Origin of the sequence: Tunicatimonas pelagia, from assembly GCF_030506325.1 — a bacterium.
Taxonomy (GTDB): Bacteria; Bacteroidota; Bacteroidia; order Cytophagales; family Cyclobacteriaceae; genus Tunicatimonas; species Tunicatimonas pelagia.
The window spans coordinates 2,576,716-2,592,718 of sequence record NZ_CP120683.1 but is presented as its reverse complement, the minus strand read 5'-3'; the positions used below and the strand labels follow the sequence as shown (position 1 = coordinate 2,592,718).

Below are 16,003 nucleotides of genomic sequence, written 5' to 3'. Positions count from 1 at the left end.
AGTTTTATAGGGCGCGGGCCGAAGTTACTGGCCGATTCACGTTTATCAAAATAACGCCACCCTTCAGAAGAGCTATTTTTATTAGCCCATTGCAGATCAGCGTACTCAGAGCAATAAAGAGAATATCTGACAGCTTGCAGGTACAACGGTTCACCACCCGTGGGTCTGGAACCTTAGAAAACAAATCTTGGATGCTTTTTTTTATTCATGACCTCGCTTGAACCAAGTCCATATTTCCGTATCACTAGCTTCCGCAAAGGCGAGGGGGTTTTGTAAAGGAGTAGAGTGAGAAGGAAGCTGTTACTGGTGAAGCTTTTCCATTTGTAGTAATTATCAGGTAATTTGTTGAGAAAGGTTATTCCGATAGGCAGTAGGGCTGTATCCTACCGCACGTTTAAACTGCCGATTAAAGTGTGTCAGTTGGTTGTACCCTGAAGCGAAAGCAATCTCAGCTACAGTTTTATTGGTTTGCTGAAGCATCTTGCAAGCATGTCCTACCCTTACTTCGTTTAGGAAAGTGGTGAAGGTCTTGCGAAAATGCTTTTTGAAGTAGCGACAGAATGTCGTTGGAGACATATTTACGTAGTCCGAAATTTCACCTAGCGTAATTCGATGGTCGGCAAATCGGTTGACGATATATTCGTAGGTTTGGTTTACGGTTTCGTGGTCTTTAGGGTTGATAAGCGGAGAAAACCCATTGCTGGAGAGCACCCGCCGGTGGGGGTTACGCGCCATCAGATGAAGCAGGCGAAAGAAGGCCATCATGCGCTCGAATCCGGTGAGTGAAACCATTTCCTGTAGTTTCTGATAAAGCTGAGGAACATCGGCGGAGGCAAAGGCCACTCCCCGCCGCGCCTCGTGTAGTAGGCAAGCAATATGTTCATTTTCGGGAAGATCGAAAAAGCCACTACCAAAACCTTCTTTTAGAAAACGGACGGTAATCACATCGCCTCGCTCGAAGTCATCGGGCTGAACCGCGTGCAGCAGATGGGGCCCAATTAAAAACAAATCGCATTCGGTGAAATTCTCGATAGTGTTTCCAACAAACCGCTTACCACTACAATTGGTCAGTACCGAAATTTCGTATTCGGCGTGCGTTCGCATCAAAATTTCGGGAGATCGTACGAAGTCGGTTTTTACATTGTATCGCTTGCTAACGAACGAATACTGGTTGGGAGTAGTCCACTTTTCAACAATGGTCTTCATTTTAGAGCGGTCAGGAGATAAAATAGTGTTGGAATCTAGCACTAATTTTATCAAAAAAAACGTTAATTGCTGATTTTTTGATAAAATTAGTACAAATATCAGGTTATCAATTGTCTAATCGGTAGTATTTGACAAAATAGTGTTATAAAGCGGTAAAATAGGGTGAGTATTTCATCTCGCATCTCTGTTGTTTTGATTATTGAGTTTTTCAAAACCTATGGTGCTACCTTTTACTACACTTTTTACTGCTCTGCTTGCTACGCTTATTACCACTCTCGCAGTGGGGCAAGTTGCCTTTTATGTGTCGCCTACGGGTAGCGATAATAATACTGGAGCTAACGAGGCACCGTTTCGCACGTTAAAGCGAGTCCAGCAAGCCGTACGGGAGGCTCGGCTCAACCAGCAGAATATTGAAGTGTTGATTCGCGCAGGCGAGTATTTTCTGAATGAACCGCTTCGCTTTGGCCCGGAAGACGGAGGGTCAGCCACTCAGCGAGTGACTTACCAAAAAGCGGGTGAGGGTGAGGTGCTGATTCATAGTGGAAAGGAAGTATCCGGCTGGCAAGCATCCGATGAGCTGGGCATCTATCAAGCACAGCTTAGTTCGGTGGTGTTCCGTCAGTTGTACGTCGACGGTCAGAAAGCTATCCGTGCCCGCTACCCCAATGCTAGCCAATACTTAGAAAGCTCCGGTTGGGACTACGATGACCGGGAGCTGATTCTGAAGGGAAAGCACGAACACGTAGGTGAAAAGAGCCCTCACTTAGAGATGGTGCTGCTTCAGAGCTGGGCCGAAAGCTACCTGCGGGTACGTACTCTTAGCTCCTACGGACTTAGTTTTCACAAATATTCCCGCATCAGCTTTGCCGAAAATGAAACTGACATTTTGTTTAATCGGCCTTATCCGATGCACGGCCCTCAACACCGGGTTTACTTTGAGAACGCTCGTCAGTTGTTGGATACTGAGCAGGAATGGTACCACGATATTGATCAGGAAATATTGTATTATCAACCGCCCGCAGGGGCTGATATGAACCAATTACGGGTGATGTACCCAACGCTGGATACGCTGCTGGTTGTGCAGGGCACGGCGGATAATCCGGTTACCAATTTGCACTTTGAAGGATTGTCGTTTCAGTACACGAACTGGACGTATGCCAATACCAACGGTTACGTCAACGCACAGACGGGACAGCACAACTACCGGGCTGATACCGAAAACAACCAGTACGTATACCGACCTCCGGCGGCGGTGTACGTAGCTCACGCCCATCAGGTCGCGTTTCGGGGCAACGAATTCAAAAATCTGGGGTCGGCCGGACTCGATCTGCACTACGGCACCCGCACTTGTTCGGTGGTAGGCAACCAGTTTCATGCTATTGCCGGAAGTGCTGTTTCCCTCGCCAAGTTCACTCAAGATCCTTCGGTCGAGTTTCATATCCCCTACAATCCTACTGACACGACTGAAATTTGCTACAATGATACCGTTGCTAATAACCTTATTGAACGGGTAGCGACCGAGTACTTTGGTTGCGTCGGTATTGCCGCAGGTTATCCCAACGGAGCGCAAATCACGCATAATGTTATCCGCAATTTGCCTTATTCCGGCATTAGCGTTGGCTTCGGCTGGACGGATCAACCCAACGCAATGGCTAATAACCTGATCGCCTACAACGATGTGAGTGACGTGGTAAAGCTACTCAACGACGGAGCAGCTATTTATACGCTTTCTTATCAACCGGGTACCCGGATTTATCGCAACTATTTGCATGATATTGCCGATGCCCAAGCCCCCTGGCAGCGCATTGTGTACGCAATCTACTGCGACGAGAAGAGTGGCGGTTCGGCTGAAAATCCCTTCGTCATTCAGGAGAACGTAGTAGAAGGGGTAGCCGATCGGCTAAAGCTGCATCAATCGGGCATTATGCGGCTGGAGTACGCCCTGCACCGTAAGGGACACCGCCAAGGAAAGCACATTGTAGAAACGGCCGGACTGGAACCTGAATTTCGCCATCTACTTAATCAATAAGACTGCCATTAGACGAATTGCAAATGAATAAACCTACTACTACGATACCTACTCAACCCTCGGATACTACCGCGCCCGGAAGTGCAGCTACCGCTCGACCCACGTATCGGGCGAAGGCCTCACTGCCTGGGTTGGTATTAGGTACCGCCGGGTTAGGAGGAGTGTGGGGAGCGATTGATACGCCGGAATCGATAGATACTATTCTATACGCCCTTGAGAACGGAGTCGCCCGATTAGATACAGCTCCCGCCTATCGTGATGCTGAAAGCATTGTCGGGCAGGCACTAAAGCAATGGTCAGGCCAACCTCCGTTCGTCAGTACTAAAGTGGGAAAGCTACGGGCTGATCGGGCTGACGAGCGCACCAACAACTACGACCCTAAAGTGATGGAGCGTAGTGTAAAGCAGAGCCAGGATACTTTGGGGGTTGATCGGATCGACCTGCTATTTCTGCACGAACCCGACCAAGTGCCAACTGAGCGGGTAGCAGAAGTAATTGATTTTTTAGTGCGTGTCCGGCAGTCAGGATGGGCAGCGGCTATTGGTCTGGGCGGAAACGTGCCAGCGACTTTTTATCCGGCAATTCAGCAGGGCCACTTCGATGTAGTGATGAGCTTTAATAACCTGGATGCCTGCTGCTTAGACGGTATGCAGGAGGCGATTCCTTTTTTTAGAAAACACAGCTTAACTACCTACCAAGGCAGTGCCCTGCACATGGGACTACTCGGCAATCGGTACGAAAAGTATCAACAGCAGGCACCCGAGTGGATTTCCGAAGCTGACCTACGTCGCGCCCGACACGCGGCGGCCTTAGCCCAGCAGCTAGCCATGAAGCTATCGACGTTGGCTCATCGCTATTTGCTGTCTATGGAAGAAGTTGATTATCTGGTGTTGGGGGCTAAAAATCAGCAGCAACTCACCCAAACCCTATCCGACTGTCAGGCAGGTAAGCTAGATGAGGCGGTATTCAATGAACTAACCAACCAAATACGATGAATAACGAATTACCAGCCACCGCAGCCGTTCAATCTCCGCAGACTCCTATTCATCGAGAGCAATTTAATATTGCGGCGATTGAGGTTCGTTGCGTAGCCCCGATCCCACTTCAGCCTCCGTTTTACGATGCTACGATGGGGCCATTTACGCATTACCGGGCTTGTTTCGTCCGCCTAACTGACTACGATGGCAACTGGGGCGAATGTGAGTTTCCTACTACCGGACTGGATCTACTCAAAGATGTATTCGTTCCCTTTTTGCTCAACACCCCTGCGAGTACCTACGAAGCCCTGTACCAACAGCTCTACTGGAGTATTCGCAACGAAGGTTTTCGGGGTGGGGCAGCTTTGGCACTCGGTCACCTCGACCGTATTTTTCATGATTTAGCTGCTCGTCGGAAAGAATTGCCGCTCTTTCGCTACTTGGGCGGCACCCAATCTCGGGTGCAGGCTTACGCCAGTGGCGGAGGAATGAACTTAGAGGTGAGCGAGCTGGTAGACGAATGTCGGGCTTGGGAAGCAGATGGTTACCGGACGATCAAAATGAAATTTGGAGGTCTTTCTACTACGGTAGCGGAAGACCTGAAGCGTATTGCGCTGGTGCGTGAAGCCCTGCGCTCCGAAACCCGTCTGGCCGTGGATGCTAACCAATCGATGAGCCTCGAGAAAGCGCAGGTGGTAAGCCGAGAATTGGGAGCCATGAATATCGCTTGGCTGGAAGAGCCGATTCACTCGGCGGCCCTGCACGAGATCGCTGATCTGTGCGAACATTCGCCGGTGCCCATTTCCTACGGGGAGTCGGAGCGTTCAGCCCTGGTATTTCCCTCGTTGGTGGAAGCTGGCGTGCAACACTTACAGCCTATTGCCGGACATATCAGTAGCCTGAACGAATGGCTGTCAATTGCGGAACTAGCCCAACAGCACGGTTTGATGTTCAGCGCTGGGGGCACCTCCCATCTTAATGCCGCTATCGTGGCGTCAGTAGGGGAAGCGGCTCAATTAGAGTATTTAGAACCAGTAGTAGGAGTTGTGGCTTCGCTGCTGCGGATAAAGCCAACCATAGAAGATGGCTGTTTCATTTTACCGGAGGTACCGGGCTTAGGTGCCGAGGTTGATTGGGAGCGATTGGAGAAAGAAGATAGCATTGCCGATCAGCAGATTTGGCGATGATTAGCATTTACTAGTGAACGAAAGGAAGATATGAATATCCACCAACATTTGCGGCCGCTTGACTTTGGCGTAGTAGCTGCCTACCTGCTACTGGTGGTGGCTATTGGAGCGTACAGTAGCTTTCGGAAAAAGAAAGGAAGTGGGCGGGACTATTTTCTGGCGGGAGGCTCGCTGCGGTGGTACAGCATTGGGCTTACTATGTGGGGAACCAATGTGGGGCCTTCTATGCTGATTGCTTCTTGTGCGGTGGGCTACACCACTGGTATTGTGGCGGGCAACTTTTCGTGGCTGGCCTTCGCCTTCATTGGGCTACTCGCGTTGGTGTTTGCCCCTCACTACAAGAACGCCGGAGTTAGTACGCTGCCCGAGTTTATGGGCAAACGGTTTAACAGTACTACGCGGGAGCTGCTGGCTTGGTACTCCCTGGTTACTATCCTCATCTCGTGGCTCGGCCTGACGCTCTACGCCGGAGGGCTACTGGTCAGCCAGATTCTGGACTGGCCTTTGTGGGCCTCAGCCGGTATACTTATGTTGCTGGCTACCTTTTTCGCGGTAGCCGGAGGGCTGGAAACGATTGCTGTCACCAATGTATTTCAAATGATCTTGCTGATTGTGGTATCCAGCATTTTGGTCATTGCCGGAATATATCAATTGGGGGGAGTGGGGCGATTGCTTACCGAGGTGCCCGCCGAATTTGGTCACTTGTTTTTGGCGGCTGATAATCCTGATTATCCCTGGCTTGCCATTGTGCTGGGCTACCCCGTACTGGGTATCTGGTTTTGGTGTACCGATCAAAGCATGGTGCAGTCGGTGCTGGGTGCCCGCAGCCTGGAACAGGGGCAACTTGGAACCAACCTCACGGGCTGGCTAAAAATTTTAGATGTCCCGCTATTTATTCTACCCGGTATTATCTGCTATCTGTTGTACCCCGACTTGCCTGACGAGAACGAAGCGTATATGACGCTGGTGACAGGCTTATTGCCAGTGGGAATGGTGGGGCTGGTGATGGCGGTGCTTATCGCGGCACTGGTCAGCACGATTGATTCGGCTCTCAACTCATTAAGCACGGTATTCACCATGGATATTTACGCGCGCCAGTTCCGCCCCGATGCTACCCAGCAACAGTTGGTTACGATTGGCCGAACGGTTGTGATCGTGGGGGCGGGGGTAGCCATACTAATCACACTGGGGTTAGACCGGATCAAAGGCATGGATCTGTTTAGCCTATTTCAAGCTATCCTAGGATACTTGGCTCCACCCATGGCGGCGACTTTTTTATTAGGCGTTCTTTGGAAGCGGATGACCGTCGCGGCGGCGAACGTTGGCTTAACGGTAGGCTCAACGGTCTGTTTGGCCGTAGGTGTGCTTCAGCTCTTGGACGTACCGAACGCCACCTTCTGGCCCCATTTCCTTTTGGTTTCGTTTTTTCTGTTCGTTTTCATTCTGATACTCATTATCGCGGTATCGTGGTTAACCTCGGTCGACCATACAAAAAACTTTCCGACCCTGGCTCAATCATACGCAGCATTGCGGTATACCCCCTCGCCTCAAGTTCTACTTCTATGGGGAGGGCTATCGGTGATTATGACTGCTTTATACTTAATTTTTAACTAAACAATCTTCAAAATGAAAAGAAAAGTACTGACTCGCTTGTGGGGATTGGCTCTACCGCTGAGCTTATTCCTGCTGATGCTCTCTACCTCTGTCTACGCGCAAGGTACTGAGCAAACGATTACCGGACAGGTAACTGATTTAGAAAACGACGAAGGGCTACCTGGTGTGAACGTGCTGGTCAAAGGAAGCTCAGTAGGTACGGTCACCGATGTAAGCGGTAACTACCGCCTCACCGTACCTAGCGATGCCGAAACCTTAGTTTTTTCGTCGGTAGGCTACACTAGTGAAGAGGTAGTGATCGGCAATCAAACGGTGATTAACATGGCCTTAGCACCTGATATTTTGAGTTTGCAAGAGATAGTAGTCGTAGGCTACGGCACCCAGCAGGAGCGTGACGTGGTGAGTGCCATCTCTACCGTAAGTTCCGAGCAGATCGAGCGGGTTCCGACTCCCAGTTTTACCCAGGCCTTACAGGGAACTAGCACCGGCTTACAAATGGTATCGCCCAGTGGTGAACCCAACGCCCCGGCTCGGATTCTTATTCGGGGAGTAGGTTCGATTACTACTTCCTCCGAGCCGCTATTTATTGTAGACGGTATTCCGGTAGCTAGTGGGGGAACTAGTCCGTTAACGTACCTTAACCCCAATGACATTGCCAGTATTTCGGTGCTGAAGGATGCCTCGGCCACGGCGATCTACGGTTCGCGGGGAGCGAATGGGGTAGTGCTCATTACTACTAAATCAGGCAAAAGCGGGCAAGCTGAGTTTAGCTTGGATTATCAGGTTGGTTACACTAGCCCGATCAATGAACTGGAACTAGCCAATGCTGACGATTGGCGCGCCGCCATCGCTCAGGCGCGGGCTAACAGCGGATTGACCGAACGCTTCCGTAAAGAGCAGGATTTGTTCGACCAACGGCAACTCGACCGCTTTGTGGCTGAGGATATCTACAACCAGACCAACAACAACTGGGTAGACCGAGTAAGACAAGATGGCAGCTTTCAGCAGTACGGATTCTCGGCTTCTAACGGAACGGAGAAAACGAGCTTCTTTATATCAGGACAGTATCGCGATCAGACCGGAAACTTCGATAATACCCGTTTTCAGCGCTATACTGGGCGGGTGAACTTAGACTTTAACGCTACTGATTATCTGAAACTGGGCATCCGCTATACCTATAGCTTTGAGGATAATGAGCCTCGCCCCAACACCAGTGTCATCGGAACGAACGTAAGTCTGGACGATCGGAACCTTAACTACGGAGCCTGGCCCACTTTCAGTAATCTCTACAATAGGGCTCTGCCGATCTTCCCCGAAACCTGGGCCAATGGCGAACCCTTTGATCCCCTCTCATTAAATAACATTACGTATTCCAATGACCGGGCTAACTCTAAAGCCGAAGAGCGAATTACTACGCAACTAGCCAATGTATTTGCTGAGCTTACCCCCATCGAGGGGCTTACCTTACGAGGCGAAGGCGGGGCTAACTACAGCACGAGTGTTGATGAATATTGGATCGCGGGTAATCTTCGCGGGCAGGAATTCCGGGAAGAGGATACTGGCCTGGAGGATCGGTTCCTACTGGATTATCCCTACGAAGACGGGGTGCCGCGCTTCACTTGGCGAGATGGACGTGACTGGACGTTCAACTTCGTGGGAACTGCTGCCTACAATACTGAGTTTGGCCCCGACCACCGCCTTTCCGCCTTGCTCGGACTGGAGCTAATTCATTCTGACAGTGAAGTTTGGAACAATGACTGGGAAGACGCTGCCGCCAGTCTCGATCCTACTGAGGTAGGTAATTTTGTCCGTGATGCTGATCAGCTTCTGGAGCTTAGCCACGGTCTACACGCACAAACACGGTTTTTCTCGCAGTTTGGCCGGGTAAACTACACCTTCAAGAATCGTTACCTATTCCAGGCATCGCTACGACGTGATGGTAGCTCCAAGTTCACCCCCGAAGATCGGTTTAGTTGGTTTCCATCGCTATCAGGTGGGTGGATAGTGTCTGACGAGGATTTTTTCAACACCGATGGCTTGCTGAGCTTTCTTAAAGTTCGCGGTGGCTGGGGCGTCACCGGTAACGCTAATATTGCTCCATTCTTGTATGTTAATAACTATGTCAACTGGCCTAATTACCCTAATCGCTCCGGGGCCAATGTGCTTAACAGGTTAGGCTCTCGACGAATTCAGTGGGAGAGATCTAACACCTATGATGTGGCTCTGGAGTTCGGCTTATTGGATGACCGGATTAGTGGTTCAATTGGCTACTACTACAACGAAACTACTAATTTGCTACTGGACTTCCCAGTGGCTCCATCCATTGGTATCTATGGGACCAACAACATAAACACGACTGCGTTGGATAATGTAGGCTCACTGCAAAATCAGGGAATTGAACTGGAGATCAACTCAGTGAATATTGACGCTGGGGGCTTCCGTTGGACCACGGGTTTCAACTTCACGACCAATCAGAATAAAGTGCTGGAGCTATACCCCGGTTTCGATGGTGACCCGCTGCAATTGTCGTTTAATGGACTAACTACCGTGCAGGAAGGTGAGCCCTTAGGAACGTTTTTCTTACCCGAGTTTGCGGGCTACGACAATAGCGGTAACGTGCTGGTACGGGAGGTTGATCAGGATATTCTGGAAGCTGATGGCACCTACGTGCTTACCGGGAATACTGTACGGAATATTGGGAATTCGGATAACCAGAACAGTGTAATTCAGTATGGAAAAACGGGTCTGCCTACCTTCTACGGTGGATTAGATAATACGTTTACCTACAAGGGACTATCCCTAAATGTACTTTTCACCTTTCAAGGTGGTAACTACATCTACGATAACATTGGCTTACGTCGGGTCGGTCTTGGACAAAGAAATCTACGGGCCGACGTGGTAGGGAACACCTGGACACCCGATAACCCCAACGCAGACTATCCGGTATTGACCTGGGATAATCGGGAAAACAATCCCATTGATCCCGACCAACCGGCTCAAAACTTGTCTGATCGTAGCACCCAGTGGCTCGAGCGGGGTGACTTTATTCGGCTTCGTACCATTAACCTGTCTTATAATCTTCCTCAGAAAGTCTTTGAGAAGAACTTCCTGAAAGGAGCGCGCTTGTTTATCAATCTCAACAACGTAGCCACCTTCTCTCGCTTTGATGCCGTAGATCCCGAAACGTTGATTGGAAGCAACGCCCAGGAGCGGAACATTGGGCAAGGGGTAGTCCCAGGCGTACCCTTCTGGCAAGTATTTACTGCCTCGGGAGGAGTTAACATCAAACTGTAATCTAAAAATTAACTTGTCATGAAATATCTATATTTTATCCTCAGCCTGATTTTGCTGACGGCTTGCAGTGGGGAAGACTTTCTGGACGAAGCGGAACCGTCCATTAATGCTGCACCAGAAACCTTTGAAAACAATACCGGCCTGGATGATCTCATCCGGGGGGCCTACTTCAACATGAAGTCTCCGGGTGACATAGGACCGATGGATTTACTGATTTACCAAACTGTTACTACCGATATAGTGGAGCTTAAGGAGTACGCTAATATTGTGAGTGGAGCGCGTAACATGCTTCCGATCTACTTACGGCAGCCAGAGATCAACGACATTCGCTTTATAGAATTTCCCTGGGCGGGTGCCTACACCATGCTGTTTAACGTAAACACGGTATTACAATTTTACGAGCAGAACGAGCCACCAGCTGACGGCTTTGAGTCGTGGGTGCCACGCATTCGGGGCGAAGCCTACTTCCTGCGAGCCTTTGCCCACTATCTTTTAGCAACTACCTTCGCGCCAGCTTACAGTTCTGACCCGCAAGCAAGTAGCATCATTTTACTAACGGAACCTTCCGCAGCCCCAACTGACTATCAGGGGTTAGCGACCAATCAGGAGGTTTACGAGCAGATTATCTCCGATCTGAAGAACGCTATTGATTTACTCCCTGAAGAATTCGATCCCAATTTGCATCCGGAAGACTACCAAGACCGGGCGAAGCGGGATGCCGCCCGTTTCCTGCTGGCGAAGACCTACTTTCTGATGGGGAATGAATTCTGGAACGCGGGACAGAATGGCGACGGTGGAGCCTTAGAGCAAATTGATGCAATCATCAATACGCAACGTTACCCGTTGGTGCAAAGTGACAGTTTACAGCAGATTTTTCTGCCTAAAGGGTTGAACCAAAAAGCCTCCGAGACGGTCTGGTACGCTGCTTACTACTTCCGCAATGGCTGGCGAACCCCCCGTTTGGAGCGAATGTACAGTAACTTTACGGGTAATCGCGATCGGGGTATTGCCGTGAGTAAAACCACACTGGAGCAGATCGGTTGGAACGACTCTACCGTGGCCCAGCAGGACGAACGCTACAATGACTGGTTTCGTCGCTACGAAGCGGGCGAAGACCCCGCATTTTCGGCGGAAGAGGATGAAGACCCGTACAACGTCTGGTGTGCTAAATTCACCGATCGTACGGCTAATTTTGTGGTATTTCGTTCTCCTGAGCTGTATCTGATGCGAGCGGCAATGCGGTTGGCAAATGGCGATGCTTCCGGAGCGGCTGAAGACCTAAACGTGACCCGCACCCGCGCCGGATTACCCCCGTTAGCGATCGCTACCGAAGCGGATATATCGACTGAGTGGTTTAAGGAACTGGGATTTGAGGGACGACGATTGTTTTATCTACAAGCTACCCAACAGGCGGTGCCTCCTGGTGACCGGGCGGGTACCCAAGCAATTCCTTACAGCGATCCTTCGCTAGTGCGCGATCTGCCTCGCGTTGAACTAGTACGTAACCCGGCTATTGCGGGTGGATAAATCACTGGGAGGTAGTCGGCTTTAATAGATTGCCTCCCTTTTTAAGCTTCGTTCGGGAGCTAATAAGTCGCTCTACCATTAATACCTGTCGCTTTCTATTCCCTGGCTAATTGACTTTAGCAAAACGGGAAAACTATGTCAAAAAACTACCGCAAACGGGGTGATTTCGCTATGTGTTCAACCTGAATTCTCAACTTTAAAACTGACTTGATATGAATCAACCTGTAAAGTTATTTAGTCTTACTCTTCTCTTCTTGGCCGGGGTTTGTCCGGCCTGGAGTCAAGAAGATGCCCAGTGGAGCAATGTGCCCATTGGCGGTGGAGGCCGCACTGTGGGTTTCATCGGGAGCCCTACCTCCGACATGATCTATCTGCGTACCGACGTGGCGGGCATGTACAAGAAGCGGGCAAGTGATACCGAATGGACGCGTTTGACGGAAAACTTCGGCCCGGAGTACGGCGAACGGATGGAAGGATGCGCCGGACTAGGAGTGCACCCCACCGATGATAACATTTTGTATTCAGCGCTATCCAAAGGAATTTACAAATCGACTAACCAGGGAGACACCTGGGATCAGGTACTAAACCTACGCATCTTTCCTAATGGCGGAAAGGTCGATCGAAGCGACCGTAACTACGGTGAGGCATTGGTGGTCGATCCGTTTAACGGTGAAGTAGTATACTACGGGTCTCAGGATCAAGGACTGTTCTATACCCGCAATGGCGGGCGCGACTGGAACACTATCAGCACCGATCAGCTCCCGGCCAACGGTAGCCGTAGTATTGTAGTAGACAACACCCGCGAGCAGATTGATGCGGGTACCGAAAACGCCCGGGCTAAATTTGTGTACGTCAGCGTAAGAAACGAAGGGCTGTACCGCAGTACGGATGGCGGTAACTCTTTCAGCCAGTGGCAAGACACCTTGCCGGGGGGTGGCACCTACATCCGTTGGCTTCGCATTTCGCAAAACGGGGATCTCTACGCAGCACACGAAAAAGGATTGGCCCGTTGGGATGGTCAAGATTGGTTAGATGTGTCGCCGGTTGACACTACCGAAGTGACTACCGTAGCGACTGATCCCCGCGATGACACCCGACTGATCTGTTTCACCGATGGCAACATGCACCGAAGCCAAGACCGAGGTGAGACCTGGGAAATTATACCGTACCAGGTAGGCGACATTGCGCAGTGGTCATCTGAGCGGTACCGGCCCGGGCAGGTCACTACTTTTGCCTTGTATATCGATGATCAATCGGAAGGGGCGAACAACAAAGCCTATGTGTGCTCCAACTATATGCCTTGGCAAACCAACGACGTTTGGGCCCCGGTTACCACCTGGGATGCGCTTTACCGGGGCAATGAGATGACGATCAATATTACGGGCACCTCGCTACCGGGTGACCGTGCGCCCTACATCTCTGGTATGGCCGATGTCCGGGGCTTTGTGCACAACGATATCACCCAGTATCCTGAGCGGCAAGCCAACATTCCGCTGGAAGATCTGGAAGCCGGATTCTTTACTCCGAACTTCGCCGGTATCGACTACAGCGAAGCCAACCCCGATATAGTATGGTTCATTGCCAACAAAAAGCCGGGTGATGAACCTCTGGTCTTCCGATCAGACGACGCGGGGGACGTGGTCAACTACGTCTCTAACCCAAGCACCGGAACAGTATGGAAGAGCAAACTGAAGAAGGATGGTGCCGGAGGGCCCAAGATAGCTGTCTCAGCTACTGACCCGGACAATGTGGTCACGCTGATCAAAAAACACGTGCGCTACACCAAAGATGGTGGGACTACCTGGCAAACTCCCAGCAACTTGGATAGCCTGGATCGGGGACTAGAACGTAACATTGAGTATGAATTTGATGAACTGATCAAATCTGATCGGGTCAATGGTAACAAATTTTACCTCTATGATCTCAACGGTAAATTTTACCGAAGTGCTGACGGTGGAGCCACCTTCAATAGGGTAGCAACCGCCGGGCTTCCGGCGCGAGGCTTTATCCAGGGTGGGTTTCATTCGGGGGTTGGCGGAGGAGTGCGGATTACGGTAGCTCCTGGTTTGGAAGAGGAAGTCTGGCTTGCCCTGGGCTCGGCGGGTATCTGGCGCGCCAACGGAACCGGCACCAATAAAACCGACTCGTTTGAAGAAATCACGTTCTTCCGACGGCTGAATCCTACCGCAGTCACCTTCGGCAAAGCGGCTCCGGGGTCTTCGGTGCCCACTGCCTACGTGTACGCCAGCCGGGCCGCCGATGGTCTATGGGGCATCTGGAAATCAAAGGACCTGGGTGCCACCTGGGAGCTGGCTACTCCGATAGACAGGCCTGGCCAATGGGTGCGCGTGCTGGTGGGCGACCAGCAGCAGTACGGTAGAGTGTTTGTTGGCGACGCTTCTTACGGGGTGCGGGTGTTGCAAACTGATACCACAAATACCGAGGTCAGTGACATTATTATCGACAATACCGACGCTGAGGCATCAGCCCAGGGGCAATGGGGGCCGCGTACCTTTGCACCCGCTGGGCAGTCGTTCATTGGAGCCAATTACTTGGTCAATACCTCGAGTGATCCCGGTCAGGTCAGTTACTCACCCCGTATCGCTACGGCGGGTACGTACAATGTTTACGGACGATGGATTGCCAATGGACAGCGTGCCAGTAACGTCCGTTACGTAGTAAATACAGGTAGCGAAACTGATACGGTGACCGTTGACCAACGGCAGAACGGGGGGCAATGGGTACCATTGGGTACCTACGCCCTGGAAGCCGGCGGCGGCAGCCAGGTAGAAATTCTGAATGAAGGCACCGATGGTATTACCATTGCTGACGCAATCAAGTGGGAATACGTAGTGGCTGATCCTCCGGTTCGTCCGTCAGGGTTTAAAGCTACCTTGGGTAACTTCACCCGAGTGACTCTCGAGTGGTTTGACAACGCCAGCAACGAGGAAAACTTCGTCCTTGAGCGAAGCACCAACGGCGATGCGTTTTCGGTGATTGATACTATTGAAGCCAATACGCTGCTCTACACCGACACGACCCTGGTATTCAATCAGCAGTATACCTATCGCATCAAAGCTACCAATGCCTTTGGGGAGTCGTCTACTACTTCGGCCACGGTAAACAATACAGAAATCGTCGTAGATAACACCGACGCAGACCGGGTGCAGTTGGCCGGTTTCTGGGCACCCCGTAATTCGGCCTTCGGTGGGACGTATATTGGCTCGAACTTCGTCATTGATCGTAATGAACTCAAGGGAGAAAAGTCAGTGACGTATACCACCCCCATTCCCGTTGAGGGAGCTTACGATGTATACGGCCGTTGGACGGCGACCAGCAGCCGGGCGAAAAGCGTACCCTACATTATTACTTCAGCACGAGGAACCGATACAGTGATTGTTGATCAAACAGATACCAGAAACCGCAGTAGATGGGTGTTCTTGGGGCAGTACGATTTCACGGAGGCTAGCGGGGCGCAGGTAGTCATTTCTAACGCTAATACCTCGGGTGATGTGGTTGCTGATGCCGTTCGTCTGACCTACGAAGGCCCCAGTGAGCCCCAGGAGGTGCTGGATTTGAACCTGACCTCGGTGTGCAGCGACGACCCAACGACTGAGCGACGGTGGCGTATCCTTAACCCGAATAACTTTTCGGTGACTGTTATTTGGCAAGTGTATCGCACAAACCAGGCCGATACGGTAGAAGCCCCAGCGGGCGATTCCTTCTTCACTACCGCTACGGTAGGCGGGGCGAATACGACCAAAATTTTCTGGAAGAACGAAGAAGGAAAAACCCGGAGCCGGACTAAAGCTTCCGGGGGTGCCCCATGTTCACCCAATAGCAATGCTCGCCAGCATACTGTATCTGAGAAACTGACCGAACCGGATGTGACACTCTTTGCTAATCCGGCCACTGATTGGTTGCGGATAAAATTGGAAGGCGAGGTACAGGAAGTTCAAAATGTACGCTTGACTGATTTGAGCGGGCGGGTATTCCGGGTAAAGAATGTATCGACTGAGGGCAATTTAATTTCTGTACCAGTTTCCCGGCTCAACGCTGGGGTGTACCTCCTCTACGGCGAGGTCGGTAGCCGATCTTTTGTAAAGCGAGTGCTTATCCAAAAATAACCGGAGTTAGAACCGGCTAAACACAATGATGACGTACTCGTC

8 protein-coding genes are annotated in these 16,003 nt (G+C 51.0%); 7 read left to right on the top strand and 1 reads right to left on the bottom strand.

Annotated elements, in window-relative coordinates:
* Positions 1–333: 333 nt before the first annotated feature.
* The gene (locus tag P0M28_RS10960; protein WP_302209945.1) at positions 334–1,206 is read right to left on the bottom strand and encodes an AraC family transcriptional regulator; all 873 of its coding nucleotides are present in this window, start codon (positions 1,204–1,206) and stop codon (positions 334–336) included.
* A 217-nt stretch (positions 1,207–1,423) separates the two neighbouring features.
* Between P0M28_RS10960 and P0M28_RS10955 the strand changes: the two genes are divergently transcribed.
* The 7 genes from P0M28_RS10955 to P0M28_RS10925 all read left to right on the top strand — a co-directional run bounded on the left by P0M28_RS10955 (position 1,424) and on the right by P0M28_RS10925 (position 15,961).
* Positions 1,424–3,235 (top strand): right-handed parallel beta-helix repeat-containing protein, encoded by a 1,812-nt coding sequence (locus P0M28_RS10955; protein WP_302209944.1) that lies wholly within the window; start codon positions 1,424–1,426, stop codon positions 3,233–3,235.
* Positions 3,236–3,258: 23 nt separating this feature from the next.
* Positions 3,259–4,230, top strand: coding sequence for an aldo/keto reductase (locus tag P0M28_RS10950; RefSeq protein WP_302209943.1), 972 nt, complete (start codon positions 3,259–3,261; stop codon positions 4,228–4,230).
* The gene (locus tag P0M28_RS10945) at positions 4,227–5,399 is read left to right on the top strand and encodes a mandelate racemase/muconate lactonizing enzyme family protein (protein ID WP_302209942.1); all 1,173 of its coding nucleotides are present in this window, start codon (positions 4,227–4,229) and stop codon (positions 5,397–5,399) included. Before P0M28_RS10950 ends, P0M28_RS10945 begins: the two co-directional genes overlap by 4 nt.
* 30 nt (positions 5,400–5,429) lie before the next feature.
* A complete protein-coding gene (locus tag P0M28_RS10940; RefSeq protein WP_302209941.1) occupies positions 5,430–7,013 on the top strand; it encodes a sodium:solute symporter family transporter in 1,584 nt (527 codons plus the stop codon).
* A 12-nt stretch (positions 7,014–7,025) separates the two neighbouring features.
* A complete protein-coding gene (locus P0M28_RS10935; RefSeq protein ID WP_302209940.1) occupies positions 7,026–10,307 on the top strand; it encodes a SusC/RagA family TonB-linked outer membrane protein in 3,282 nt (1,093 codons plus the stop codon).
* Between the two features lie 18 nt (positions 10,308–10,325).
* Positions 10,326–11,834: a RagB/SusD family nutrient uptake outer membrane protein gene (locus P0M28_RS10930; protein ID WP_302209939.1), complete on the top strand. Its 1,509-nt coding sequence runs from the start codon at positions 10,326–10,328 to the stop codon at positions 11,832–11,834.
* 212 nt (positions 11,835–12,046) lie between these two features.
* Positions 12,047–15,961: a golvesin C-terminal-like domain-containing protein gene (locus P0M28_RS10925; RefSeq protein ID WP_302209938.1), complete on the top strand. Its 3,915-nt coding sequence runs from the start codon at positions 12,047–12,049 to the stop codon at positions 15,959–15,961.
* Positions 15,962–16,003 lie beyond the last annotated feature (42 nt).